This window comes from Terriglobales bacterium (assembly GCA_035624455.1).
In the GTDB taxonomy this organism is placed as follows: Bacteria; Acidobacteriota; Terriglobia; order Terriglobales; family Acidobacteriaceae; genus DASPRM01.
In genome coordinates, this window is sequence record DASPRM010000125.1 from 1 (window position 1) to 24515 (window position 24515).

Genomic DNA, 24515 nt, shown 5'->3' on the forward strand with positions numbered 1-24515 from the left:
CGCCAGCTTCCCAAGCTGGATGTCGCCGGTTCGATCCCGGTCTCCCGCTCCATTCCTTGCATGGCTATCATTGAGACTTTTCGGAACCTTATGGAAGTTGACCAGCGCTTCTTCTTTAACTGCAAGTGAGTCTGGAGGTCAGGATGAGGCGGGCGCCATTGCTCGCGTTGGCGGCGATTCTTACTCACGTCGCAATTCTGCTAAGCAGCAACGTCTATGCCGCGGCAGCCGATCAAAACATCCAGGATGAAATCAAAACTCTGGAAGAAGCGCGGAACCGCGCCATCCTTAAGGGCGATGTGGCAGCGCTCGATCGCATGACATCCGACGACTACACGTTCATAACCTTACGAGGAGAATTGCGCACGAAGGCAGAAATCCTCAAGGGTTTTTCCTCTGGATCATTCAGGTACGAGTCCCGGGAAATCTCTGATCTGAATGTTCGGGTTTACGGGGACACTGCGATTGTAACTGGCCGCTCCATTCAAAAGGGACAGGAAAACGGAAAAGACTACAGCGGTGATTATCGCTTCACCCGCGTGTACGTGAAGCAAAACGGACGGTGGCTGACCGTCGCCTTGCAGACGACGCTGATCCAGTAGTCTAAGAGCTCAAAAGAGAGATATTGCGTGTCACGGAGAGCGTTCCTCTCGGGTATTTCATATTGATCGACCCTGAAGCGGCGCCGGAGCCTTGCGCGTCGGGATCTGGCGAGATAACGCAGAGACGTTTTCGATTGTGACGGATGTCACATCCGGTTATCAATTTTTCCCGATAGTCTCATTGCGTAGCTTAATCGAAGATAATATCGGCCTGGCTGGTATGCGTCCTGCTGCAGTCGGCCCGGCGATTCTCTTAATCAACTGTCTGCCACTTTGCACGTCTTTGTCGGGATGTCTCTATGGACAACACTCTGCTGATCCACCGGCTACATTTCGCTTTTACCGTCACCTATCACTACCTGTTTCCGCAATTGACCATGGGACTGGCGCCATTGCTTGTGGCTTTGAAGTCATTGGCGCTTTGGAAGAAGGATGAGGCCTACAACCGCGCGGCCCGCTTCTGGGCAAAGATCTTTGGCATTAATTTCGTTGTGGGCGTAGTTACCGGCATTCCCATGGAATTTCAGTTCGGGACGAACTGGTCACACTTCTCCCGCTTCGCCGGAGGGGTGATCGGGCAGACGCTCGCCATGGAAGGCACCTTTGCCTTCTTTCTGGAATCAGCTTTTCTTGGCCTGTTTCTCTACGGGGAAAAGCGGCTCAGTCCCAAGATGCACTGGTTCTCAGGATTCCTGGTGTTACTGGGTTCCTGGCTTTCCGGTTATTTCATCATTGCTACCGACGCCTGGATGCAGAACCCGGTCGCCTACGCGCACGGACCGGATGGGTCGGTTTACGTCAACAGCTTCTGGGGGCTTCTACTGAACCCGTGGGCACTCTGGCAGTACGCACACAACATGAGCGGCGCAGTCATTACGGGAGCGTTCGTGATGACGGCAGTGGGAGCCTATTACCTGCTGAGCCAGAAATTCCTCGAGCAAGGAAAGATCTTTGTGCGTACTGGCGTGATTGCCGGATTGATCTTCAGTATTCTGCAGCTTTTTCCCACCGGCGACGGTCAGGGCAAGATGCTGGTTGAGCACCAGCCAGTGACGCTGGCCGCCATGGAGGCGCTGTTCGAGAGTCAGCCCGGCGCACCCCTGGTAATTATCGGTCAGCCGGATGTAGCCCAGCGAAAGATCGATAACCCGATTATTGTTCCCAACATGCTTAGCTTTCTGAGCTACCGACATTGGTCGGCTCACGTCCAAGGGCTGAACGCGTTTCCGGAGAAGGATTGGCCGGACAGCATTCCCTTGCTTTATTTCAGCTATCACATCATGGTGGGGTTGGGGACGATCTTCATTGCGGTGATGCTGCTGGCGGCATTGCTACTGTGGCGGCGAAAACTCTATAACGCAAGCTGGATGCTGTGGATCCTGATGCTGGCCGCTCCTTTTCCTTACATTGCGAATACAGCAGGATGGATGACGGCAGAGATCGGGCGCCAACCCTGGCTCGTGTATGGTCTGCTGCGGACGTCACAGGGCTACTCGACGATGGTCTCTGCCGGAAATGGCCTGTTCACGCTGCTCGGGTTCATGGGGATGTACACGGTTTTGTCGATACTGTTCTTGTTCCTGGTTTATCGCGAGATCGATGCCGGGCCGGAGCCGGCAGTGTAGCCGGAGCCGCTTGAAATTCCAAAGCTCAAGAAGCCGGCGACTGCGCCGGTTGGGGACTAATATGCCGACACTTTGGTTCTTGCTCGTAGCCTTGATGCTGGTTGCGTATGTGGTGCTGGATGGCTTTGATCTGGGCGCAGGCGCCATTCACCTGATGGCGGGAAGAAGAGACCAGGAAAGGGCGACGATCATCCGCGCCATCGGTCCGGTGTGGGACGGCAACGAAGTTTGGCTGCTTGCAGCCGGGGGCACTCTCTACTTCGCCTTTCCACAGCTTTATGCCTCGGCATTCAGCGGATTCTACCTGCCGCTCATGATGGTGCTGTGGCTCCTGATTCTGCGGGCCATAGGGATTGAGTTTCGCATACACAGCACCAGCCACGTGTGGCGATCATTCTTCGATACGATTTTTTCGGTCGCTAGCGCGCTGCTGGCAATTTTCTACGGCGCGGCCCTTGGCAATGTGGTTCGGGGCGTGCCGCTCAACGCCAGCGGCTATTTCTTCGCGGCATTGTGGACGCACTGGAGGGTGGGCCCTGATCCCGGCATTCTCGATTGGTACACGGTGTTATGTGGCGTGGTTGCCCTGGTTGCGCTCACTTTGCATGGTGCGCTTTATATCGCGCTAAAGACCGAAGACGAAGTCAATCAACGCTCGCGGAAGATCGCCACGGTGCTTTGGCCGGTGCTGGTAGCGGTGACCTTGCTGAGCCTGATTGCAACGCTTGCTATCCGTCCCCAGGTGATGGCGAATTTTCGCGACTATCCCATTGGATTCGGAATTCCGCTGCTGGTAGTTGTCGCGCTGGCTGGAATTCTCTATTTCCATCTGCGGAACAACGAGAAGGCCGCATTCCTCTCGTCCTGTGTTTATCTTGCAGGAATGCTCGGTGGAGCGGCCTTCGGACTCTATCCCAACGTCCTGCCTGCCATCAACGACCCGGCCCTCAGTCTGACGATTCACAATACGGCCACCGGTGAATACGCCTATCGAGTCGCCCTGATCTGGTGGGTGCTCGGCATGATCATCGCTGTTACATATTTCGTTTACCTGTACCGCATATTCCGCGGCAAGGTCACTGCCGAGACCGGCGGGTATGGGCACTGAGTGACATAGGCGCGCGTAGAGGCAAGATCCCATTCAAGCCAAATCGGGCCCGTTGTGAGACAGGCACCTGCAGATCCCTCGCCGCTGCTGACTGCTTGGTGTCTATATAATCGACGTGCGGTCTATTTCTAATTGTTCTTAAGGAGCTCCACTTTGGCGCACATGCCGCAGCCTTCGGGACCACAGCCGATCCCAGGCGTCGATGCAATTATCACGGTCGGATCGGGTAAGGGAGGCGTGGGAAAGACCACGCTGTCGGTGAACCTGGCGCTTGCCTTGGCCAAGCTTGGCTACAAAATCGGACTGCTGGATGCGGATGTTTATGGTCCCAATGTGCCTCTGATGCTGGGCTCTACGACTCAACCCGCGGTTACCCCTAAGAACACGATTGAGCCGCCGGTGCGCTTTGGCCTGAAAGTGATTTCGGTGGGTTTCCTGAATCCGGGGGACAAACCCTTGATCTGGCGCGGTCCCATGCTGCACCAGATGATTCGCGAGTTCATCCAGCGCGTGGAATGGGGCCAGTTGGATTATCTAATTGTGGATCTGCCGCCCGGTACCGGAGACGTTGCTATCTCTCTTATTCAGACCGTACCTGTAACGGGCGCAATTGTGGTGACCACGCCATCCGATGTTTCCCTGCAAGATGGCCGTAAGGCGATCGAGATGTTTCGTCAGGTAAAGGTGGACATTGTGGGCCTGGTTGAGAACATGAGCTATTTTGTCTGCCCTCATTGCCAGCACGAGATCGACATTTTTTCCAAGGGCGGAGGCAAGAGAACCGCCGAGCAGTTCGGTATCGACTTCCTGGGCAACATCGAGCTTGACCCGAACATCCGCAAAGGCGGCGATACTGGGAATCCGGTGGCACTTGAAGGAGAAAACTCTCCGCACGCCAAGTCGCTCTATGCCTTTACCCGACGGGTGGTCGAGAGAGTCAAAGAAATCGTCGCGTCCACCCCGGCCAATGTCATCCAGATTCAATAAAGGATGTCCGAATTCAATAAGGATGTTGGGGCAAGTCCCTTCCTGGAGTCGTTCCCGCTTTGATATTGTCTAGCACTCTAGGCTCGTGAGTGCTAACCTTGACACGACCTCGAGTTCCTCCCTAAAATTTAGCTTACGGATTGGCTGGAATCCTACAGCTAAGTTTCTGCATCTATTAGACTTGGAAAGCCTTTAGTTGATTTGACTCAAATGGCAGGCGAGCCCAATATCGGCCCCCGGGAAAGGGAAGTTCTGACCCAGATTATCGAGGCGTACATCGTCAGCGGTGAGCCGGTCGGGTCACGAACTCTTTCGCGGGGAAACAGCGAAGGTCTGAGTCCGGCGAGCATCCGCAATGTAATGTCAGATTTGACTGAGGCTGGGTACCTGGAGCAACCGCATACCTCCGCTGGCCGGATACCTACGGCGGTGGCATTCCGCTACTATGTGGATCAGATTTCCTCCGGGGTGCGGATTTCGGATCGCAATCAGGTTGCAATTGAAAGCCAGCTTAGCGGAGTCAATGACCTGCAGGATTTTCTGGAGCGAACCTCGCATGTGTTGTCGGTGATCTCGCAGAACATTGGTGTTGCCGTGGCGGGGGGGCCGAAGGAAGTCTTGGAACACATCCACTTCTCTCGGTTGGCCGAAAACAGAGTTTTGGCAGTGCTGATCACCAAGGCAGGGGTGGTCCGCGATCGGGTTTTGCGGCTCAAATCCGAGCTGACGCAGGGGGATCTGGAGCTCGCTGGGGCGTACCTGAACGAGAATTTTCGTGGGTGGACACTGGAGGCTTTGCGTGCCGAAGTCGAGAGGCGACTGGAACAAGCGCGCAGTGAATACGACCGGCTAATGAATTCCATTGAGGCACTGTACCGCGAAGGCGCGTTGACCGCGGAGAGTGCGGGGCATGACGTTTACCTCGAGGGCGCTGCCAACCTGCTGGGCAGCGGAAGCAATCAGGAGCGGTTGCGGGAATTGCTGCGCAGCCTGGAGGCAAAGCAAAAAGTAGCTGAACTGCTGGGAGCATATCTCGACTCCCAGCAGCAGAGTGTGCGCGTGGTTTTTGGTCTGGAGGATTTGCAGCCGCATTTGAAAGACTTCGTTCTAATTGGGGCACCCGCAAAAATTGAGGGAGAAACCGTGGGATCGCTGGCCGTGATCGGTCCTTTACGCATCGATTATCAGGACGCCATCGCGGCGGTGTCGTACGTGTCGAAATTACTGGAGAAAATTCTGAAAGAGTCTTAAAGGTTATGACAGCAGTGAAGCGAGGCAATGGCAGAGCAGAACTTGATGTTGATCATGAACTGCCTTCGGCCGATGAGAATGACAAGCCGGAATCGGTCAACTCCGCAGGGCAGGCAGCGGCACCCATCATCGAGAGCGACGTCGAGAAACTAAGATCGGAGCGTGATGCGCTGCTTGATCGTCTGGCGCGCCAACAGGCGGATTTTGAGAATTCCCGCAAGCGTCTGCAGCGCGAGCAACGAGAATACCGCGATTACGCGATTGAGAATGTCATCAAGGCTCTGGTGCCGATTCTCGATAGCTTCGACCACGCTCTCAAGGCGCCTCCGGGTGCGGATTTTCGTTCCGGGGTGGAATTAATCAATCGGCAGATGCACGATGCGTTGGCGAAGCTGGGCGTGGAGCCCATTTCAGCCGAAGGGCAACCCTTCGATCCTAACTTCCACCAGGCAGTACAAACGGTGGAGACGACGGAGGTTCCGGATAATTACGTCGTCGACGAACTGCAGAAGGGTTATAAGCTGAAGGATCGCTTGATACGACCTGCGATCGTGCGCGTGGCAAAACATCCAACACGGTAGAGTGTTCGAAAAACTTGAGCTAGTGACCAGTGTTCGGCGCCCTACTCCGGACCGCATTGGGCCAGGGTGGGGTGATTCGTCTCTCGGTATCATGTGTAATTCAATTCGAGTTGGGGAATCATTCTGGCAACCAACGTAAAACGCGATTACTACGAAGTGCTGGGCATCAGCCGCAGTGCCAGCGACCAGGAGATCAAGAGCGCGTATCGCAAGCTGGCGATGCAGTACCATCCTGATCGCAATCCCAACAATCCATCGGCAGAAGAGAAGTTCAAGGAGGCCTCCGAGGCCTATGCCATTCTCGCGGATAGCGAGAAGCGAGCCCGCTATGACCGTTTTGGTCATGCAGGAGTGGGAAGCTCCGCAGGCGCGGGCGGAGTGGACTTCAGCAACGTCATTTTTCAGGATTTCAGCGACATCTTTGGGGATCTTTTCGGCTTTGGCGACCTGTTTGGCGGCGGCCGGCGCACTCGAGCCCATCGGGGTGCCGATCTGCGCGAGGACCTTAACCTGGAATTCGAAGAAGCGGTCTTCGGCACTACAACCCAGGTGGCGTTGCAGCGACACGAATCCTGCGAGAATTGCAAAGGCTCGGGTATCGCTCCGGGAAAATCCGCACAGACTTGCCGCACCTGCGGCGGGCGCGGCCAGATGCGATACCAGCAAGGGTTCTTCAGCATTTCCCGTACGTGCAGCGGTTGCGGAGGTACTGGCCAGGTAATCGCCGATCCCTGTCCTAAATGCAGTGGGCGTGGCATCGTGTTGCGCGAACGCACCATGGAGGTCAAAGTGCCCGCGGGCGTCGAAGATGGTACTCGCATTCGCTATGGCGGACACGGTGAGCCCGGGCTCTATGGCGGTCCCGCGGGCGATCTTTACATTGTGCTGCATGTAAAGGAGCACGCGTTTTTTGAGCGCGAAGGCAAGGACCTGCACTGCGTAGTGCCCATCTCATTCAGCCAGGCAGCTCTGGGAACCGAAGTCGAGATTCCCACACTCGATGGCGTACACAATCTCAAGATTCCCGAAGCCACCCAGAGCGGCACGGTCTTCCGAATTAGAGGTAAGGGTGTTCCGGTTCTCAATGGACACGGGAAGGGCGATTTAATGATCACCGTCAAGGTGCAGACGCCCACCAAGCTCACCAAAAGGCAACGCGAGATTCTGCAGGAACTGGGAGAGAATCTGAAGATCGAGAACAAGCCCGAGCAGCACAGCCTGCTAAACAAAGTCAAAGACATGTTCAGCTAACAACTGGCAATGACTCGCCGCCGATGGATTGCCGATGAAGTCTCCGGTGATCGCGCCTTCCTCCTTGGACAAAACGCAGTTCACCTTGTACAAGTGCTGCGCGCTCGAGTTGGCCAGGAGCTTGAGATTTCTACCGGCCAGGCCGTGCGCCTGGGAACGATCCGCAAAATTGAGAAAGACCGGGTCGAGCTTGTCATGGGAGAACGCCTGGCCTCGCCGTTCCTGCCGCACTTCACGCTGCTGCTGGCGATTTTCAAATTTGATCGCCTGGAGTGGGCAATTGAGAAAGCTACCGAGCTAGGCGTGGCGGAGATCATTCCCGTGATCACGCGGCGCACTGATACTCATCTGGCGCAGGCCGCTGCCAAACGAGTAGAGCGTTGGCGAAAGATCGCGCATGAGGCTTCGCAGCAATCCCGCCGCCTGAGCCCGCCGGAAATCGCGAGCCCCATCAGGCTGAAGGACGCGATCGGCACGCCAGCCGCGGCAAAAGTGGTCCTTGCCGAAGGTTTCCCCCAGGGGCTGAAGTCAGTTCTTGCCGCCGCGCCACAAAAAGAATCAGTGGCCCTGGCGATTGGACCGGAAGGCGGGTGGACAAGCGAAGAAATCAGCTTGTTCCAGGCGGCAGGATGGATCCCGGCAGGTCTGGGTCCTACCATCCTGCGATCGGAAACTGGAGCGATAGCCGCACTCGTTATCGCCGCCTCCGAGCTTGTTTAGTGCGCAACGCATGGTCCTGAAGAACCCAAATCTCTACGTTGTTAGTGGCGGTCCCGGCTCCGGCAAAACCACAGTACTTGTGGAGTTGGAGAAGTACGGCTTTCGACACGCTCCGGAAGTGGCGCGAGAAATCATTCAGGAGCAGGTACGAGATGCTGGGACAGCACTTCCCTGGAAGGACCGAGAGCTCTACACCCGTCTGATGTTGCGGCGATCGATTGAGTCTTATAAAGGGCACACTCCAGCCGCCAAGCCCACGTTCTCTGACCGTGGTATCCCCGATACTCTCTGCTATGCAAGATTGATCGGCTTGGCAGACGAAACGTGCATCCGCCAGGCGTGTGACCGCTATCGCTATGCATCGCTCGTCTTTCTGGCGCCGCCCTGGAAAGAGATCTACGCAAACGATAAGGAACGTAAACAGGACTTCGATGAGGCCATGAGAACCTATGAACTGATGATCTCTGTCTACCAGGAGTGTGGATATAAACTGGTGGAATTGCCGCGAGTCGGGCCCACGGCACGAGCAGAATTTATTTTGCAACAGCTTCAACTGAGCGCGTGAAGTGCGTGTTCCGAGTATCTTCCGGGGACCCAGTGTGGTTCTGATATGTGTGCTGGCCGGATTGTTCCGCCTCGCGCATAATGAGATCTTTCATATTGGGAACGAGGGATTGTGCCTGCTGTTTTCGATGACAAGCAACTCGCTGCGATAGAGCATGTCCACGGGCCGATGCTGGTAGTGGCCGGCGCAGGGACGGGCAAGACCACGGTTCTGGTACAGCGCATCGTACGCCTGATCCAAAACGGACACGCCGCTCCCCAGGAAATCCTCGCTGTCACCTACACCGACAACGCTGCCAAAGAACTTAAGCAGCGTGTTCTCAGCGAAGCCGAGAAGCTTGGCTTATGGAAGCCGAATCAGGATTTTCCCCTTCGCGCCTGTACCTTCCACGCTTTTTGCAATGGAATCCTACACCGCACCGGCAACAAGTTCGATGTGGTTACCAATGAAGACCTGTTCGTTTACCTGCGGCGCCGCCTCCGTGAGCTTCCGCTGAAACACTTCATACGTGCAGCGAGCCCGGCCGAATTTCTCTCCCACCTGTTGAAGTTCTTCGACCGTTGTGACGACGAGTTGGTCAGTGTGGAGCGCTATGAGCAATATGTTGCCGCTCTGTGCGCGGGCGCGCTGCCTCTGCCACGCGTCTCGAAATCCCGGGAAGCAGCTACCCTTGCGCCCGCGGAGGTGATTGCACGTTGCCGGGAAATCGCAGCGGTTTACCGCAGCGTCCGAGACATGCTGGCCGCGGAAAACCTAGGGACGTTCGGCCAGATGATCAGCCGGGCGGTGTCTCTGCTGCAGGCGGACTCCGGCATCCTGGCGGCGGAGAGGCGGAAAGCGCGTTTTCTCTTGATCGACGAATTCCAGGATTCTAATCCCGCCCAAATTCGGATCGCTCGCCTTCTGGGTGGAGAAGAGCAGAACGTGTTTGCGGTCGGCGATCCTGACCAGGCCATATACCGATTCCGCGGAGCCACGAACGGAGTGTTCGAAATTTTCGAGCGGTGCTTCACGGGTGTGAAGCGGGTTACTCTGGTGGAAAACCGTCGTTCCCTTGCGCCCATTCTGCAGGCTGCATTTTGCGTCATCGATATGAACCCGCCCGCCGGTAGTGTGGGGGAGCCCCGGCAACCTCTGCGTTCGGCTCGCGAACGTGAAGCGGTGCAGCAGAAACGGGAACTCAGGGCCGAGCCGGTGGATCTGGTAAGAGTTCCGAAGTCGGGCAGTGCTGCAGCAGAAGCGGCGGCGGTGGCGAATGCTATTCAGCGCATGCGCTCCGGATGCCGTGGACACCGCGTTACCGACGCAACAAACGAGTTTGCCCTTCGCGGCTGCCAATGGAATGACTTTGCTTTGCTCTATCGCAGCCACGGGCATCGTGAGGCGCTGATCCGGGAGCTTAAGGCGCAGGGCATTCCCTTTGCCGTGCAGGGCGCGAATATTCTCGAGGCTACCGACGTCAGAGATGTGATGGCGGCATTCCGCGCGGTTAGTAATCCCAGCGATGGCATCAGCCTGTTTCGTTTGGCTGCGCTGCCGCAATTTCGCATCGACGGCGAACGCTTGCGAAGCGCGCTGGCGTCCGCCGCAGACACGACGACTCTGCCCAAAATCCTTGAGAAGGTACCGGGTGGAAAAGAAGTTCTGGCTCGCCTGAATGAGGCGATTAACCTGTCCGGTCTGCATAGTGAGCAGACGAATGAAGTGCTCGAGATTGTGCTTCACGTGTTATCCATCCCGGAGTCGGAAACCATTCAGGCCTTTCGCAATTTCGTTTCCAATTGGCACCAGAAAGCAATTACACGCAGCGGAACGCTGGATGAATTCCTCGAGTATCTGGATTTTTACGAGGAAGCTGGTGGCGCGATTCCAGCACTCGCGAGAGACACTGATGATTCGGTCCAACTGATGACGGCGCACTCTGCCAAGGGTCTGGAATTCGCCCACATATTTATCATTCGTGTCTGCGCTGGATCATTTCCCGCACACTACCGCGAAGTGTTGTTCGAATTTCCGCAAGCTTTGCGTGAGCCAGCTTTGCAACTCGATGAAGATCCCAAGCAGAGCCATAACCAGGAGGAAAGGCGGCTTGCTTATGTGGCGATGACTCGCGCGTGCGACACGCTGGCGCTTTACGGGACCCGAGGCAAGGGAAGGGAAGCGGACCCACCAGGAATCATGCGCAATCTCGCCCAGGAAAAATCACTCACAGAGGTCATTCACATTCGCGATGCAGATGCATGTTCCGGTTCATCATGGGCTCCGGAATCGGATACAAAACTGGCCTCCTGGCTCGCGCTTCCCCCGCGTTCTCCCCTGCAGCAAATGTCGCTCAGCGCCACACGTATTGAGAGCTATCAGCGTTGTCCGCTGCGGTTCAAGATCGAAAACGATTGGAGAATCCCCGACCAGCCCGCACCTGCCATGCAATACGGGAATGCTGTGCATACGGCGTTGAAGGCCTACTCGGACTCACTCCAGCAGCACCGGCCGCTCACGCGCCAAGTCTTCCTGCAATGCTTCCTTGATGCGTTCTCGGGGATGTATTTCGAGGATGAGCATCAGGCCGGGCTCTACCGTAACCAGGGACTAGAGCAACTCGGAGAATTCTTTGATCTGCAACAGGCCCAGCCGCCGGTTGAAGTGCTGGCGTCGGAACACGTCTTCGATTTTCAGATCGGAGGCATCAGGGTGAAGGGAAGAATTGATCGCGTCGATCGGACTGCAGACGGCGCGATCTGTCTGGTCGACTATAAAACCGGCTCACCACGGGACGAAGAAGACGCCGACAAAAGCCTGCAGCTTTCGATCTATGCTATGGCGGCACAAAAGGAATGGGGCAAGCTGCCTGAACGTATCGGATTTCACAATCTGACTACGAATCGCCTGGTAGAAACCGAGCGCGACGAGAAAGAACTGGCGCTTGAGCGCGACAAAATCAGCGAGGTGGCCGAGGGGATTCGTGCGGGGAGATTCGATGCCAAGCCCGGCCGAAATTGTCACTGGTGTCCCTATTATTCGTTGTGTCCGGAAACGGAAGAAAAAATCTATTCCATCGCCGCGGTGGGCGCGACATCCTAAGCCATTCTTCAGTGGGGGATCCTGAGCGAAGTGAAAAGTCTTTGTTTTGGGCTATTCCTTGCGGCGCTGGAGCCCTGGTAGCGCGACACACCTAACAACCTGAATCCCCGAAGCCCGGGCAGGCATCCACAAGCAGTCAGTCTTAAGGGCTTCAACTCCCTTCAGGATTCAACCGTCCGCCAGCAACTTGAGTCGGGGTTGCTAAATAACGGCCCTCATAACGCCGGCTGCAAATGGAGGATTTCGAGAGCATGGCAGCACAACCGAAGGTTCCGCCACCAGACGCACTCAGCCAGGAGGCGCTGGAGGCATTTGACAATTTGAACGGGCATCATCCGGGATTCAGGCCGGTTCACGCCAAGGGTATTCTCCTTTCCGGCGCGTTCATCCCCTCTCCGCAAGCAGCGTCGCTCACCCGCGCGCCCCACCTGCACAATCCGTCCACAAGAATTGTGGTCCGATTTTCTGATTTTGCCGGTCTTCCATCAGTAGCCGACAACGATGCCGAAAATGCCGGTCCTCGCGGGCTGGCTATACGGTTTTATTTCTCCGAACACGTTCACACGGACATCATCGCCCACTCGGTGGATGGGTTCGCCGTGCGCACGGCGGAGGAGTTCGTGGAATTTCTACGTGCCATCTACGCCAGTGGTCCGGGGGCCACTAAGCCGACGCCGGTCGAGTCATTTCTGGGCACGCATCCTGCCGCGCTGGCTTTCGTTCAGACTCCCAAGCCTATTCCGACGAGTCTTGTGAAGGAATCCTACTTCGCGGTGAATGCCTACAAGTTCATCAACCGAGACGGAATTGCGAAGTTCGGGCGCTATCGAATTCTTCCCGAGGATAAGAACCAATATCTGGACGAGGCTGGCGCTGCGAAGAAAAGCCCGGATTTTCTGTTCGACGAAATCAGGGAGAGAGTGGGAAAGGGAGGGACGCGTATGCGCATCCTGGTCCAGGTAGCGGCGGAAGGGGACGCGGTCGATGATTCGACCGTCCATTGGCCGGATCAGCGTCCCGTGGTTGAATTCGGGACGATAGAGCTGAATAGCGTAGTTCCGGATGGTGACGCAGAGCAGCGGCACATCATTTTTGATCCGCTTCCGCGCGTGGACGGCATTGAATCCTCCGGAGATCCGTTGCTGGAGCCTCGGGCCGCGGTTTACCTGATGAGTGGCCGACGCCGGCGTGCTCTCGCGTAGTGGCGAAGAGCTCAACTAACAAGCGGACTGCAAACTCGGGAGAGGAACGAAAGGAAGCCCGCAAAAAAACTTCAGGGGACGCGATGCGCGTCCCCTGTAGCATCTTCGGCTGAAGTCTGACTACTTCTTCTTGCTCGACTTCTTCGCCGACTTCTTGCCACCCTTCTTAGTTGCCATGGATCTATTCTCCCTTTCGTTAATTCGCAACCCTGTTACCGTTGCAATTGATTGATTGTATAGAGTCATTCAGAAACCAAGTCAAGAGAAAAATCGGATGTATCACCTCCTTCACACCCATTACTAAGGTCACTCGCGAGAAGGTCGCAATGATTTTCAGTGTCGTCCTTCCTACTCAAAGCATCTTCGTCGCAAGTTCAGCGAATCAGACGAAACGCAAGGCCCGCGATGCTGTCTTGCATGGCGTGCGCGAACATTCCCGGACGCAGACTTCTTCTCAGCAGCGCCAGCACGCCGAACATCATTCCATAGACCGCGATGATCAGCATTCGCTCGCGCCCCTCGTAGGCGTGCGAAGCCCCGAAAAATGCGCCTTGCAGAACTACTCCTGCCCACGCACTCTTCAACCATGCGCCAAACTGCTTCTGCAGATAACCGCGAAAGATGATCTCCTCGCAAAAGCCTGCGCAGGCGCTCAATAGCACCCACACCAGTGTTTCCTGCGGACTATGGGGCATCAGAAAATCAACCCGCTTCTTCGCATCGGCTAGCTGCTGGGGATGGGTGAGTCCCAGCATCCACGCCAGACCTGCAAGCACCAGAGCCGAAACCACCCAGAACCCAACTGCGATCACAACGTCGAGCAAAAAGTCTTCCTTGCTGTTCCAACGCCCACCGATCAGGTCGCCCAGCGACGTGCTCGTCTGGTGAATGCCCCAGGCAACATAACCCACCATCAGCAACTCCACCGCCATGGTGATCAGATAGAAAGCTAAGCGACCCGTCTTCTGCGCAAAGCCGTGCTGAGAATCGGCGCCTCCGAATGAAAGCACCAGCAGGATGGCGATCAGCAGAACAGTGTGCCACGATGGGGCGACCAGCCCCGGTCGAGAAGCAGTCGAGTCAGTGACCGGTGTGGTAGTAGACAATTGACCTCCCGCTGAGGAAACGGATTGAGGAAACCATCATCTAATCAGAAGTGAGAGGCCCGGTCGCAGCCTGGGCCTGGCGACCATCTTATAATGACGGTCGCCATTTCATGAGGAGTTCATCTTATGCCTAACGCTGACGATGTCGTCATCGTCTCCGCCGTGCGGACGCCTATTGGAAAATTTCAGGGCTCTCTCTCCGATCTCTCCGCCACACAACTGGGGGCCATCGTCGTGCGCGAAGCAGTGAAGCGAGCGCAGATCGAAGATCTCAATCAGGTAGACGAATGCATCATGGGCAACGTGGTCTCCGCAGGGCTGGGCCAGAATCCTGCTCGCCAGGCGGCTATCTACGGTGGACTTCCGCCCTCAGTCGGCGCCATGACGGTCAACAAGGTTTGCGGCTCGGGTCTGAAGGCCGTGGCGCTGGCGGCGCAAGCCATCCAGACGGCGAACAGCCAGCTCGTGGTCGCGGGCGGCATGGAATCGATGACCAACGCTCCCTACCTTCTGCCGCAGGCCCGCAAGGGATACCGTCTTGGGAACGCGCAGATCGTAGACTCCGTGATCCAGGATGGCTTGTGGGATGTGTATAACAACTACCACATGGGAAACACCGGCGAGAACGTCGCGGAGAAGTACCACATCACCCGCGAAGAGCAGGACGAATTCGCTCTCAATTCTCATCGCAAGGCGGTAAGCGCGATCAAGGAGTGCCGCTTCAAATCCCAGATCGTTCCTGTGGAAGTGCCGGGCAGGAAGAAGGGCGAAACCATACTTTTTGACAAAGACGAATCGCCGCGCGAAGACACTACCATCGAAGCGCTGCGTGCCCTCAAGCCTGCCTTCAAGAAAGACGGCACGGTCACTGCTGGAAACGCGCCGGGAGTGAACGATGGCGCCGCGGCCGTCGTGGTCACCAGCCGGCAGCGGGCGGAAGCTATCGGAGGGAAACCACTGGCGCGGATCGTGGCGCAGGCGACCTCAGGCGTCGATCCGAAGTGGGTGATGATGGCGCCCGTCGATGCTGTCCGGCAGATCTGGAAGAAGACCGGTTGGAAAAACGAAGACGTCGATCTCTATGAACTGAACGAAGCCTTCTCAGTGCAGGCTATTGCCGTGGCGCGGGAGCTTGGACTCGATCCTCAGAAATTGAATGTGAATGGCGGAGCCGTGGCGCTGGGTCACCCGATTGGCGCCAGCGGCGCGCGAGTGCTGGTTACGTTGCTCTACGAAATGATGCGGCGTGACGTCCACAAGGGCATTGCCGCCCTTTGCCTCGGCGGCGGTAACGCGGTAGCCATGGCGGTGGAGCGCTAGGTAATGGTATTCAGCAGCGCGCGGTCTGCTGCACATAGCCATCAGCATTCAGCTCTTGAAGTGTCATCCTGAGCGAGGACGCGGTACATCGTCCCGGGTCCGAGTCGAAGGACCTTGCGGTTTCTTGTTATCCCAGACGGGACAGAGTGGCAAGGGAATCCTTCTTTTCTTGTCATCACGAGCGAGCGCAGCGCGCGAGGGATCTGCAGTTTTCTAATTTCTAATTGCTGACCGCTGACTGCTAAGTGCTATGTGCTAAGTGCTACGTGCTATCTTCCCGCCAACACTGGCACCTGTAAGGGCAAGCGCACAGAGAACACCGCCCCTCCGCCTGGAGCTGCCTGCGCTTCCAGCCGGCCGCCACAGCCCTTCAAAATTCCCATCGAGATACTCAGACCGAGCGCGTTAACCCCTCCTGTGCGCTTGGTGGTATAGAAGGGATCGAACACTTTGCCTGTCAGTTCAGGCGGCAAGCCGGGGCCGTCGTCCTGAAAGCTCACCTGCAACTCGCTCTCCTGTTTGCCGATGCGAATCCGCAGCGTGCCCCTCGGGCGCAGCTCCCGGATCGCTTGCTCGGCATTGATGATCAGGTTCAAAAAGACCTGCATCAACTGGCTGGCATCGCCCTCGAAAGGCGGGAGGTTCGGCTCCGCTATGAAATCCACGCTGATGTTATTGAGGCGAAGGGAATGCTCATGCAGCAGCAACGTGCGTTGAATCAGATCGTTGATGTTCAGGCGATTTCGGCCAGGTGTCGGCGGCCGCGAGAAGAACAGCAGGTTCTGCACAACTTCCGCCGCGCGGCGTGATTGCTCCTTTAGCAGGCGCAGATGCTTGCGTGTTTCCTCGGCCCCCGCTTGGGTGTCGAGCAAATCGATGGCGCCCAGGATCGCGGTTAAAGGATTATTCAGCTCGTGAGCGAAGCTATCGATCATCTGCCCCATGGCGGCCAGCCGCTCCGACTGGATCAGTTGCTGCTCCATTTGCTTAGCCTGGGTGATGTCGCGAACTGACGCTACTACTCCCACCAGATCTCCCTTGGAGTCGAAAAGGGGGCTTGCGATGGAACGCAGAGTGCACCAGGCGCCATCCCGCTGCCGCACTGAGTAGTCCGTTTGACCAACGGCTTCCTTGCCGGCAAGCACATCATTGAATAGCCGAAATGGCTCATGGGTGTTTGGATCGGCGGTAACCGTTTTGCCGATGAGTTCCTCCGGCACACATCCCAGCACCTCGCGTACTCGCGGGCTGGCGTAGGTGTAGCGCAGATTGTTGTCGAGCACCAAAATGGCGTCGGGAAAACACTCCACCAGCCGCCGCCCGAATTCTTCCTGCTGGTGCAGCCGTGCCTCGATCTCGCGTCGCTCGGTGATATCCACCAGCGTGCCCTGGTAGCGTGTGACCTTGCCTTCGTTGTCGAAGATGGCACGAGATGAATCTAGGCAGAAGATTACCCTCCCATCCCTGCGGCGAAGCCGGATTTCCCGGTCCCGGACTGCGATCTTCTGATCCAGTTCCTGCAGTACTTGCTTGCGTTCGGCCGGATCAACAAAGACTTCGTCAGCGGGAGTGGCCAGTAGCAGAGTCTTATCATCGAATCCGAGCATGCGGACGAGCGCCATATTGCAGTCCAGCATCTTGCCCTCAGGGGTACTGAAGTAAACCCCTTCGTGGGCGGTCTCAAATAATTCCGTGAAGCGCGATTCGCGTTCCCGCTGCTGGGTAATGTCACGCCCCCAGAAACTGGCGCCTACGACCTCGCCTTCGCGAACAATGGCTTGCGCGGTGCAGTCGAAAAAGCGGGCCCGAATGCCGCTTTTCAAGCGAAGTTCCAACACCCCTGCCCATTGCCGCTGCTGGCGAAAACTGGGAAGGGCATCGGCTACATCCTGCGCTGTCGGGCGCGCCACAAATTCGGAGAGCTTGTGTCCGATCACGTCCGCAAAGGGCAGCCCCAGCAGATCGGCCCAGGCCCGGTTCGCCGTGCGAATGGTTCCGTCCAACTCCACAGCCACAACGACATCGTCGAAGCTGTCCACCAGGTCGCGAAACCCACGCTGCGATTTCTGCAGGATGGCCAGCAGTTGTTCAATCTGTTGTTCCGACGGCGGGGACGTTGCCGCTTCCTGCATCCCGCGCAGTTGACCACGCAGTTCGGCAATCTCCCAACGCTTGCGCGCAGTGTAAAGGGCCAGCAGCGCCACCGTGAGCACCGTGCCGACCGGGACTGCTTTCAGACTGTGTGGAATGGTGGAGAAGTTCTGCCAGGAAGCCACGCCCAGGCCGAGCGCCAGCAGTCCGAGAAACAGCAGAGCGATACGCCAAAGCTTGCCCTCCTCCCGCTCCAACCGCTGCAGCTGAGTGGAGGCATCAGGCGCCGTCTGACTGTCCGCTGCCATCAATGTTGAGGAGGGGTTCCACCCCTGATTGAGATGGTATGTACCCCAAATACCAGAATCAAGCCGGGGAAACCCGCAGGTAAAGATCACGGGAGTGCATGGGACACCAGATTCTTGGCTAAAGCATCGTGTGTCAAAGGTCGAAAGTGATGAAAAGCAGCTTTCCACAGCCTTCGTCGATGGCCCTTCGGGGCATACATCACATCGCCCTCCGGCTTCCATCACAGAGGCGAGTTCTCGCCCGTTGCTATAGTGCGCGGTTGTCTCTGGTTCCGAGCGCTTTGACGCGGGTTGAGAAGTGCTTTACAAGACCTTGAGCGCTGCCGTTTACGGCATCGACGCCAGCATCATCGAAGTGGAAGTTGACGTCTCGGGAATCCGCCAGACGGAAGATCACTTCACCACCGTCGGCTTGCCCGATGCGGCCGTGCGCGAGAGCCGCGAACGCATCCGTTCCGCGCTCAAAAACTGCGGATACGATATTCCCCCTACCCACATCACCATCAATCTCGCTCCCGCCCATTTGAAAAAAGAAGGCTCCGGCTTCGATCTGCCCATGGCACTGGGGATTCTCGGCGCGTACGGCGGCCTCACCCGGAAAGAAGTTCCAGACTATGTGCTGGTAGGTGAGCTGTCGCTGGATGGCGGGATTCGCGGCGTTCGCGGCACTCTGCCCATCGCGGTAGCGGCGCGCACCAACAAGATCAGGAATCTTATCGTGCCGGAAGTGAACGCCAAGGAAGCGGCGGTAGTCGGCGGTGTAAGAGTCTATCCCGTGCGCTCGCTGATGGAGGTCGTGCGGCTGATCAATACCGGCAACACCGTGAAGCCGGTGGAAGTGAATGCTTCGGAGTTACTGCACCAATCGCAACACTTCTCGGTCGATTTTAAGGACGTGCGCGGCCAGCACACCGCCAAGCGCGCCCTCGAAGTTGCCTGCGCCGGCGGACACAACATCCTCATGATTGGTCCGCCTGGTTCGGGCAAGACCATGCTGGCCAAACGCATGCCCACCATTCTTCCGCCGCTCACCTTCGAGGAGGCTCTCGAGACCACCAAGATTCACAGCGTCGCGGGTGTGCTCGATTCCGGTGCGGGTCTGGTCGGAGTTCGGCCTTACCGAGCGCCACACCATACCATCTCCGATGCCGGCCTGATCGGTGGCGGGGTGCTGCCGCGGCCGGGAGAGGTCTCGCTGGCGCACAACGGCGTTCTGTTTCTTGATGAGCTACCGGAATTCCCCCGCAACGTTCTGGAAGTGATGCGCCAGCCGCTCGAGGATGGCAACGTCACGATCGCCCGTGCCTCCATGTCCCTGACATTCCCCTCGCGCTTCATGCTGGCCGCTGCCATGAACCCGTGCCCCTGTGGTTACTTCAATGACCGCTCGCGCGAATGCCACTGCACCCCTCCCATGATCCAGCGCTATGTATCGAAAATTTCCGGTCCGCTGCTCGATCGTATCGACATTCATATCGATGTGCCGGCGGTGAAATACAAAGAGTTGCGAGCGGGGGCGAGCCCGGAGGGCTCAGAGCAGATCCGGCAAAGGGTGATGCGCGCGCGGGAAATCCAGCTTGACCGCTTCGCCAAGGGGGGAGAACGCATTTACAGCAACTCCCAGATGGGATCACGCCAGATTCGCACCTATTGTGACCTTAGCACCGACTGCGAACGGCTGCTGGAACGGGCCATTACCCAGCAAGGACTCAGCGCCCGCGCTCATGATCGTATCCTTAAAGTAGCGCGTACCGTTGCCGACCTTGAGCAAGCCGCGCAGATCGATCCAAAACACATAGCCGAAGCCATCCAGTACCGCACCCTCGATCGCACCTATTGGGCATAACGCCAACCAGCAAGATTCGGTTGAGAAACACTCACGTGTCCTGACAAACCTGCTGTTTTTAACGAATTAGCTATGATTTTGCGGCGTTTTGCCGGCTAATTCCAAGAAAACAAACATCTTTCTAAGAAAATGAACGCGACAGCACGGGCCCTGTGCCATTTTGAGGATGACGCTAAGACATACACATTAAATAACTTAGGAAGACCATCTGGCCTTCAGTAATCATTCTTGGGTACCCAGGTTAGACCTGAAGCCGCTGGCTGCGTTGACACCATTTCGCTGCATTCCTTAGACTATCGAGACCATTTCGGCGCAGGGAGGGCAATTAATCGATTGCGAGGTGTTTGATGCGACCAAGACTAGCCAGCATCCTGATGGTGCCACTTGCGGCCATCAGCTTGATGGCGGCCCAGCCGCCAAACATCCCCGGCAGTCAAGCCCACCTCGATCAAACCGAGAGTGCGGTACGACCCGAGAAAGGACGGTCTAACGACAATTCGCAAAGGGCAGCAGTAAGCCCTCGCCAAGTGAAACGCCCGAAGCCCTATCAGGTTGGTAAGGCTTCGTGGTATGGCAAGCAGTTCCACGGGAAAGAAACTGCCAGCGGGGAACGTTATGATATGTTCCAGTTTACGGCTGCTCACCGGCAGCTGCCGCTGGGAACTCTGGTGAAAGTGACCAACCTGCGCAATGGCAGGTCGGTGATTGTTCGGGTAAATGATCGGGGACCGGTTCCCCATTCCCGGATTATCGATCTTTCATACGGAGCGGCCCGGATTCTTCAGCTACCGGGATATGGGATCGAAACGGTGCAGTTAGACATCGTGCATCCCCCTACGGTAGCCATGAGCAAGAGAGAGGGTCAGAGTTTGCCCGGTATGCCATAAGCGTTTCCCCATCGGGCCGTGCTCGATGGGCCAGCTGAAGCAATTTGGCTGACCAAGACGGAACTAATGCCCGAATCAATTGATCTCGTTTCACACCCCAGCCCCGCGCCGAACGAGACTAGGGACCCGAGAGATCGATTGATCGTCGCGCTGGATGTGCCCAGCGCCGCCCAGGCGCAAAACCTGGTAACGGCGATCGGAAACGCGGCGCGAACTTTTAAAGTCGGGAAACAGCTCTTCACGGCCGAAGGCCCCAGAGTCGTACGCGACCTGGTTGCCTCCGGCCGTAGAGTTTTTCTGGACCTCAAATTCCACGACATTCCTAATACCGTGGCCGGAGCGGTGCGCGAAGCGGCTCGCCTGGGCGCAAGCATGCTGACAGTGCATGCTTGCGGCGGACGCCGCATGCTCGAGGCTGCAGTAGAAGCTGCCCGCTCATCCGATAGGCCACCGATGGTTTTGGCGGTGACTGTGCTCACCAGCCTGCGCGAAGAAGACATGGAGGAGATCGGGGTCAGCGGCAGCCTGGTGAGCCAGGCTCTTCGCATGACGGCGCTGGCGCGCAACGCAGGATGCGGCGGCGTGATCAGCTCTGCGCGGGAAGCCCGCGCCATCCGCACGACCCTGGGCAGTGGCTTCGCCATCGTCACGCCGGGAGTGCGGCTGGCGGGAGAGACCGAAGATGATCAGGCCCGCGTAGTGACTCCCAAGGACGCGATACGAGCGGGCGCGACGCACATCGTGGTCGGAAGGTCGATAACAGCGGCGAAAGATCCGGCGCGAGTCGCGGAGAGAATTGTGGAGGAGATTGGCGCGGCGGAGTGAAATTCTGCAGCGGCAAGGAATTCTGAGGATGCCCCGTTCAAGCGAAGCTTGGGCGGGGTTTTTCAAACTACGACGCCTTGAACATGATCCGGTGAAGTGATACTCATACCATCACTCTGCACGCCCTCGAGGAATCATGCACAAGTTGGCTGTTGCGTTGCTTCTCCTCCCCTCTACGATCTTCCCACAGAGCACAGCTCCTGCAAAGGAAGGTACGCAATCATCCACGGCTGCCATCCGCTATACCGTCATCCTCGCCGGCAATAAGGCTGGCTTTCAGACATCCAGTGTCACGCCTGACGGCGGTCACATCTATCACTTCGAATTCAACGATCGCGGACGCGGGCCCAGCATCGATTCGCGAATCGTTCTGAACAAGCAGGCAATTCCCACCCAGATCGACAACACCGGCCACGATTACCTCAAAGCGCCGGTGGACGAGCATTTCTCGTTCAGCAACGGCAAAGCTACGTGGAAGAACAAGGCCGAGCAGGGGACGAAGGCGACTGCCGCCGCCTTTTACGTCAGCGATTCTGGTGCTCCCGAAGAAGCAGCGCTGCTGGCGCGAGCTTTGCTGGCTGCGCCCGGAGGCAAGCTGCCGCTTCTGCCGGGCGGCGAGGCTTCAATCACCAGGCGCGGCGACCTGAAACTTGAGGCCGGCGGGAGGTCGCTCACTGTGGTGCAGTACGGCATCGACGGCCTGGGATTCTTGCCCACTCCGGTATGGCTGGGGCCCGACGGCGCCTTCTTCGCGGCGCTCAGTGGCTGGTGGGTGATCATTCGCGAAGGATGGGAATCCACCATCCCCGCCCTCACCAAAGCTCAGGATGACTTCAGCAATGCCCGCGCAGCCACCCTGGCGAAGACCCTCGCGCGCAAGCCGGCGGGCGCACTCGTCTTCGTGCACGCCAACCTCTTCGATGCGGAGACCGCAACGCTCTTGCCCAGGCGCACGGTTACTATCAAGGGCAACAGCATCGCCGCCGTGGGTGAAGATGGCAAAGTCGCGATTCCGCCAGGAGCGGAAGTGATCGACGCTACCGGAAAAACGCTCATGCCCGGACTGTGGGACATGCACGTGCATCTGGCGGAAGACGATGGACTGCTGCACATGGCCGCAGGCGTGACCAGTGTGCGCGATCTCGGCAACATCATTGACCGCGTTTTGCCGATGCGCCAGCGCTTCGATGACGGCAGCGAGATCGGGCCACGCGTCGTGCTGGCTGGAATCATGGACGGCTCCGGCCCTTACGCCGGGCCAACCAAGGTGCTGGTGGATACGGAAGAGCAGGCACGGGCAGCGGTCGATAATTACGCGAAGCTGGGGTACGTGCAGATCAAAATCTACAGCTCGATCAAGCCCGAGCTGGTGCCCGTCATCATCCAGCAGGCTCGCAGCCATGGCATGCGGGTCAGCGGGCATGTGCCGGCGTTCATGAACGCGCAGCAATTCGTGCTCGATGGCGCAGATGAAATCCAGCATATGAATTTCATTTTTTTGAATTTCATGTTCGATTCTGTGAAAGAAACCCGCACTCCCGCGCGCTTCACTGCCGTGGCTCAGCATGCGACAGAAATCGATCCGGCCAGCGAGCAGGTGCACAATTTCATCCAGCTCTTGAAGGACCACAAGACCGTGGTTGATCCCACGCTAGCTGTGTTCGAACAAATGTTCACCGACCGTCCAGGACAGATGTCGAAAAGTTACGCTGCCGCTGCCGATCGCATGCCGGTGCAGGTGCGGCGCGGGTTCCTGCACGGCGGGCTGCCGGTTCCCGATGGCATGGATCAGCACTATCGCGACAGCTTCAACCAGATGCTGAAGATGACGCGGGCACTATACGATTCCGGAATTCCTGTCGTGGCCGGGACGGATGACCTGGCCGGCTTCACTCTCGACCGCGAGCTGGAACTCTACGTCGAGGCCGGTATTCCAGCGCCCAAGGTATTGCAACTCGCTACCCTGGGCGCGGCGAGGGTAATGAAGATGGACCAGCAGTTGGGCTCGATCGCTCCCGGGAAGCTGGCGGATGTGATCGTAATCGACGGCGATCCGGTCTCCCGTATAAGCGACATCCGCCGGGTGGAAACGATCGTCAAAGACGGGGTTGTGTACAAAAGTGCGGAGTTGTATCGAGCGGTAGGCGTGGGGAGCAGCAATTAGCCATCAGCATCCCTTTGGCCCCTGGCCTCCATCGTCATCACGAGTCCGCGGCAGTGGATGAGGGATCGGCAGTTTGCGCGCCTGCCTGTGGGCCATCCATTCTCGACGCATCTCCTGACTGAGTGCTAAGAAGTGGTCTCACAAACGTCTCAGCAGGATCAACATGGATGCCAGTTGAATCATGCCGAGGAAGTTTGCGCTATGTCGTTCCCAACGCACCAGCAGGCGCCGGAAGTTCTTCAGCCAGGCGAAGAGGCGCTCGATTTTCCAGCGGCGTTTGTATCGCCGGAGTTTGCGCCGGTCCTGGCGGTGCGTTCGTGTGCGATAGCGACGGTGAGGGGCGATCAGCTCGATTCCGTGCTGCTCCGCAAGCCGGTTGTCCACCGCGTCGCTGTCGTACCCCTTATCGGCAATCAATCGTTTCGGCTTGTCGGCCACGAAGCGGTGCTCGAGCGTAGCCTCGACCAGCTTTTGCTCATGCGGCGTAGCGCTCGCAATCCACAGGGCGATAGGAAGACCATGGCAGTCTGCGATTGCCATGAGCTTGGTCCCTTTGCCGATGAGCGTTCGACCAACGCCATCGCCCCTTTTTTCGCCCCCATGAAGGAGGCGTCGATAAACGTCTCCTCCAGCCCTAGCTGACCGCGCGCCAGCAGGTCGTCTGCCAGCGCCCAAAGAATGCCCTCCAGCGCGCCCGCGCGTTGCCAATGCTGGAAGCGGCGATGGCAGGTCTGGTAGGGTCCGTATCGCTCTGGCAGATCGTGCCACGCCGCGCCGGTCCGCAGGATCCACAGTACGCCGTTAAGGACACGCCGGGGTTCGCTCCAGCGGCCCCCGCGGCGGTCTGCACGCTGTCTCTGTTGTTGTTCCCACTCCAAAAACGGCCTGACGTATTCCCATTGCGCATCCGTGAGATCAGCCATGCCTTTCATTTGCTTCAACTTCACTCGCGAAGCAAGCATTTATTCAGGAGCCACATTAGTGAGATAGGTTCT

At 57.6% G+C, this 24515-nt stretch carries 19 protein-coding genes and 1 pseudogene; 16 read left to right on the forward strand and 4 right to left on the reverse strand.

The features are described 5' to 3' along the window. Window positions 1–143 precede the first annotated feature (143 nt). The 11 genes from VEG30_13935 (at window position 144) to VEG30_13985 (ending at window position 12973) form a co-directional block, all read left to right on the forward strand. The gene (locus VEG30_13935; protein HXZ81025.1) at window positions 144–602 is read left to right on the forward strand and encodes a nuclear transport factor 2 family protein; all 459 of its coding nucleotides are present in this window, start codon (window positions 144–146) and stop codon (window positions 600–602) included. Between the two features lie 299 nt (window positions 603–901). Next, the gene (locus tag VEG30_13940; GenBank protein HXZ81026.1) at window positions 902–2227 is read left to right on the forward strand and encodes a cytochrome ubiquinol oxidase subunit I; all 1326 of its coding nucleotides are present in this window, start codon (window positions 902–904) and stop codon (window positions 2225–2227) included. 61 nt (window positions 2228–2288) lie between these two features. Further along, the gene (cydB, locus tag VEG30_13945; GenBank protein ID HXZ81027.1) at window positions 2289–3335 is read left to right on the forward strand and encodes a cytochrome d ubiquinol oxidase subunit II; all 1047 of its coding nucleotides are present in this window, start codon (window positions 2289–2291) and stop codon (window positions 3333–3335) included. Window positions 3336–3497: 162 nt separating this feature from the next. Then, on the forward strand, window positions 3498–4322 hold the full coding sequence (locus tag VEG30_13950; protein HXZ81028.1) for an Mrp/NBP35 family ATP-binding protein: 825 nt from the start codon (window positions 3498–3500) through the stop codon (window positions 4320–4322). A 210-nt stretch (window positions 4323–4532) separates the two neighbouring features. Next, window positions 4533–5573, forward strand: coding sequence for a heat-inducible transcriptional repressor HrcA (gene hrcA, locus VEG30_13955; protein HXZ81029.1), 1041 nt, complete (start codon window positions 4533–4535; stop codon window positions 5571–5573). Window positions 5574–5578: 5 nt separating this feature from the next. After that, complete coding sequence (gene grpE, locus VEG30_13960) at window positions 5579–6154, forward strand: nucleotide exchange factor GrpE (protein ID HXZ81030.1); 576 nt, start codon at window positions 5579–5581, stop codon at window positions 6152–6154. Between the two features lie 123 nt (window positions 6155–6277). Continuing rightward, complete coding sequence (dnaJ, locus tag VEG30_13965) at window positions 6278–7405, forward strand: molecular chaperone DnaJ (protein HXZ81031.1); 1128 nt, start codon at window positions 6278–6280, stop codon at window positions 7403–7405. 9 nt (window positions 7406–7414) lie between these two features. Beyond that, a complete protein-coding gene (locus tag VEG30_13970) occupies window positions 7415–8125 on the forward strand; it encodes an RsmE family RNA methyltransferase (GenBank protein ID HXZ81032.1) in 711 nt (236 codons plus the stop codon). A 10-nt stretch (window positions 8126–8135) separates the two neighbouring features. Then, window positions 8136–8690 (forward strand): AAA family ATPase, encoded by a 555-nt coding sequence (locus VEG30_13975; protein HXZ81033.1) that lies wholly within the window; start codon window positions 8136–8138, stop codon window positions 8688–8690. A 111-nt stretch (window positions 8691–8801) separates the two neighbouring features. Then, on the forward strand, window positions 8802–11771 hold the full coding sequence (locus VEG30_13980) for an ATP-dependent DNA helicase (GenBank protein ID HXZ81034.1): 2970 nt from the start codon (window positions 8802–8804) through the stop codon (window positions 11769–11771). 251 nt (window positions 11772–12022) lie between these two features. Further along, entirely contained in the window at window positions 12023–12973 is a 951-nt protein-coding gene (locus VEG30_13985) for a catalase family peroxidase (GenBank protein HXZ81035.1), read from the forward strand. 374 nt (window positions 12974–13347) lie between these two features. Here the strand turns inward: VEG30_13985 and VEG30_13990 are convergent, their stop codons facing one another. After that, the gene (locus VEG30_13990; GenBank protein HXZ81036.1) at window positions 13348–14079 is read right to left on the reverse strand and encodes a type II CAAX endopeptidase family protein; all 732 of its coding nucleotides are present in this window, start codon (window positions 14077–14079) and stop codon (window positions 13348–13350) included. A gap of 126 nt (window positions 14080–14205) precedes the next feature. Between VEG30_13990 and VEG30_13995 the strand changes: the two genes are divergently transcribed. Next, window positions 14206–15399 carry an acetyl-CoA C-acetyltransferase gene (locus VEG30_13995; protein HXZ81037.1) on the forward strand — a complete coding sequence of 398 codons (1194 nt, stop codon included), beginning with the start codon at window positions 14206–14208 and terminating at the stop codon, window positions 15397–15399. 269 nt (window positions 15400–15668) lie between these two features. Here the strand turns inward: VEG30_13995 and VEG30_14000 are convergent, their stop codons facing one another. Then, entirely contained in the window at window positions 15669–17798 is a 2130-nt protein-coding gene (locus tag VEG30_14000; protein ID HXZ81038.1) for a PAS domain S-box protein, read from the reverse strand. A 298-nt stretch (window positions 17799–18096) separates the two neighbouring features. On the opposite strand from VEG30_14000, the gene VEG30_14005 reads away from it, so the two are divergent. The 4 genes from VEG30_14005 (at window position 18097) to VEG30_14020 (ending at window position 23520) form a co-directional block, all read left to right on the forward strand. Next, window positions 18097–19644 carry a YifB family Mg chelatase-like AAA ATPase gene (locus VEG30_14005; GenBank protein ID HXZ81039.1) on the forward strand — a complete coding sequence of 516 codons (1548 nt, stop codon included), beginning with the start codon at window positions 18097–18099 and terminating at the stop codon, window positions 19642–19644. Between the two features lie 347 nt (window positions 19645–19991). Next, window positions 19992–20531, forward strand: a complete 540-nt coding sequence (locus tag VEG30_14010; GenBank protein HXZ81040.1) for a septal ring lytic transglycosylase RlpA family protein — start codon at window positions 19992–19994, stop codon at window positions 20529–20531. A gap of 138 nt (window positions 20532–20669) precedes the next feature. Next, window positions 20670–21356: an orotidine-5'-phosphate decarboxylase gene (gene pyrF / locus VEG30_14015; protein HXZ81041.1), complete on the forward strand. Its 687-nt coding sequence runs from the start codon at window positions 20670–20672 to the stop codon at window positions 21354–21356. A 136-nt stretch (window positions 21357–21492) separates the two neighbouring features. Further along, window positions 21493–23520 (forward strand): amidohydrolase family protein, encoded by a 2028-nt coding sequence (locus VEG30_14020; protein HXZ81042.1) that lies wholly within the window; start codon window positions 21493–21495, stop codon window positions 23518–23520. Window positions 23521–23658: 138 nt separating this feature from the next. Here the strand turns inward: VEG30_14020 and VEG30_14025 are convergent, their stop codons facing one another. Further along, complete coding sequence (locus VEG30_14025; GenBank protein ID HXZ81043.1) at window positions 23659–24060, reverse strand: IS5 family transposase; 402 nt, start codon at window positions 24058–24060, stop codon at window positions 23659–23661. 149 nt (window positions 24061–24209) lie between these two features. Beyond that, a pseudogene (locus tag VEG30_14030) lies at window positions 24210–24482 on the reverse strand (transposase). Window positions 24483–24515: the final 33 nt, after the last annotated feature.

Bases quoted from the DNA above. Each gene is read 5' to 3' on its own strand.
- VEG30_13995 (HXZ81037.1), top strand. From the start codon at position 14,206: ATGCCTAACGCTGACGATGTCGTCATCGTCTCCGCCGTGCGGACGCCT.
- cydB (HXZ81027.1), top strand. From the start codon at position 2,289: ATGCCGACACTTTGGTTCTTGCTCGTAGCCTTGATGCTGGTTGCGTAT.
- VEG30_13935 (HXZ81025.1), top strand. From the start codon at position 144: ATGAGGCGGGCGCCATTGCTCGCGTTGGCGGCGATTCTTACTCACGTC.
- VEG30_13940 (HXZ81026.1), top strand. From the start codon at position 902: ATGGACAACACTCTGCTGATCCACCGGCTACATTTCGCTTTTACCGTC.
- VEG30_14020 (HXZ81042.1), top strand. From the start codon at position 21,493: ATGCACAAGTTGGCTGTTGCGTTGCTTCTCCTCCCCTCTACGATCTTC.
- VEG30_13950 (HXZ81028.1), top strand. From the start codon at position 3,498: ATGCCGCAGCCTTCGGGACCACAGCCGATCCCAGGCGTCGATGCAATT.
- VEG30_14010 (HXZ81040.1), top strand. From the start codon at position 19,992: ATGCGACCAAGACTAGCCAGCATCCTGATGGTGCCACTTGCGGCCATC.
- VEG30_13970 (HXZ81032.1), top strand. From the start codon at position 7,415: ATGACTCGCCGCCGATGGATTGCCGATGAAGTCTCCGGTGATCGCGCC.
- VEG30_14000 (HXZ81038.1), bottom strand. From the start codon at position 17,798: ATGGCAGCGGACAGTCAGACGGCGCCTGATGCCTCCACTCAGCTGCAG.
- VEG30_13975 (HXZ81033.1), top strand. From the start codon at position 8,136: ATGGTCCTGAAGAACCCAAATCTCTACGTTGTTAGTGGCGGTCCCGGC.
- VEG30_14025 (HXZ81043.1), bottom strand. From the start codon at position 24,060: ATGGCAATCGCAGACTGCCATGGTCTTCCTATCGCCCTGTGGATTGCG.
- grpE (HXZ81030.1), top strand. From the start codon at position 5,579: ATGACAGCAGTGAAGCGAGGCAATGGCAGAGCAGAACTTGATGTTGAT.
- hrcA (HXZ81029.1), top strand. From the start codon at position 4,533: ATGGCAGGCGAGCCCAATATCGGCCCCCGGGAAAGGGAAGTTCTGACC.
- VEG30_13985 (HXZ81035.1), top strand. From the start codon at position 12,023: ATGGCAGCACAACCGAAGGTTCCGCCACCAGACGCACTCAGCCAGGAG.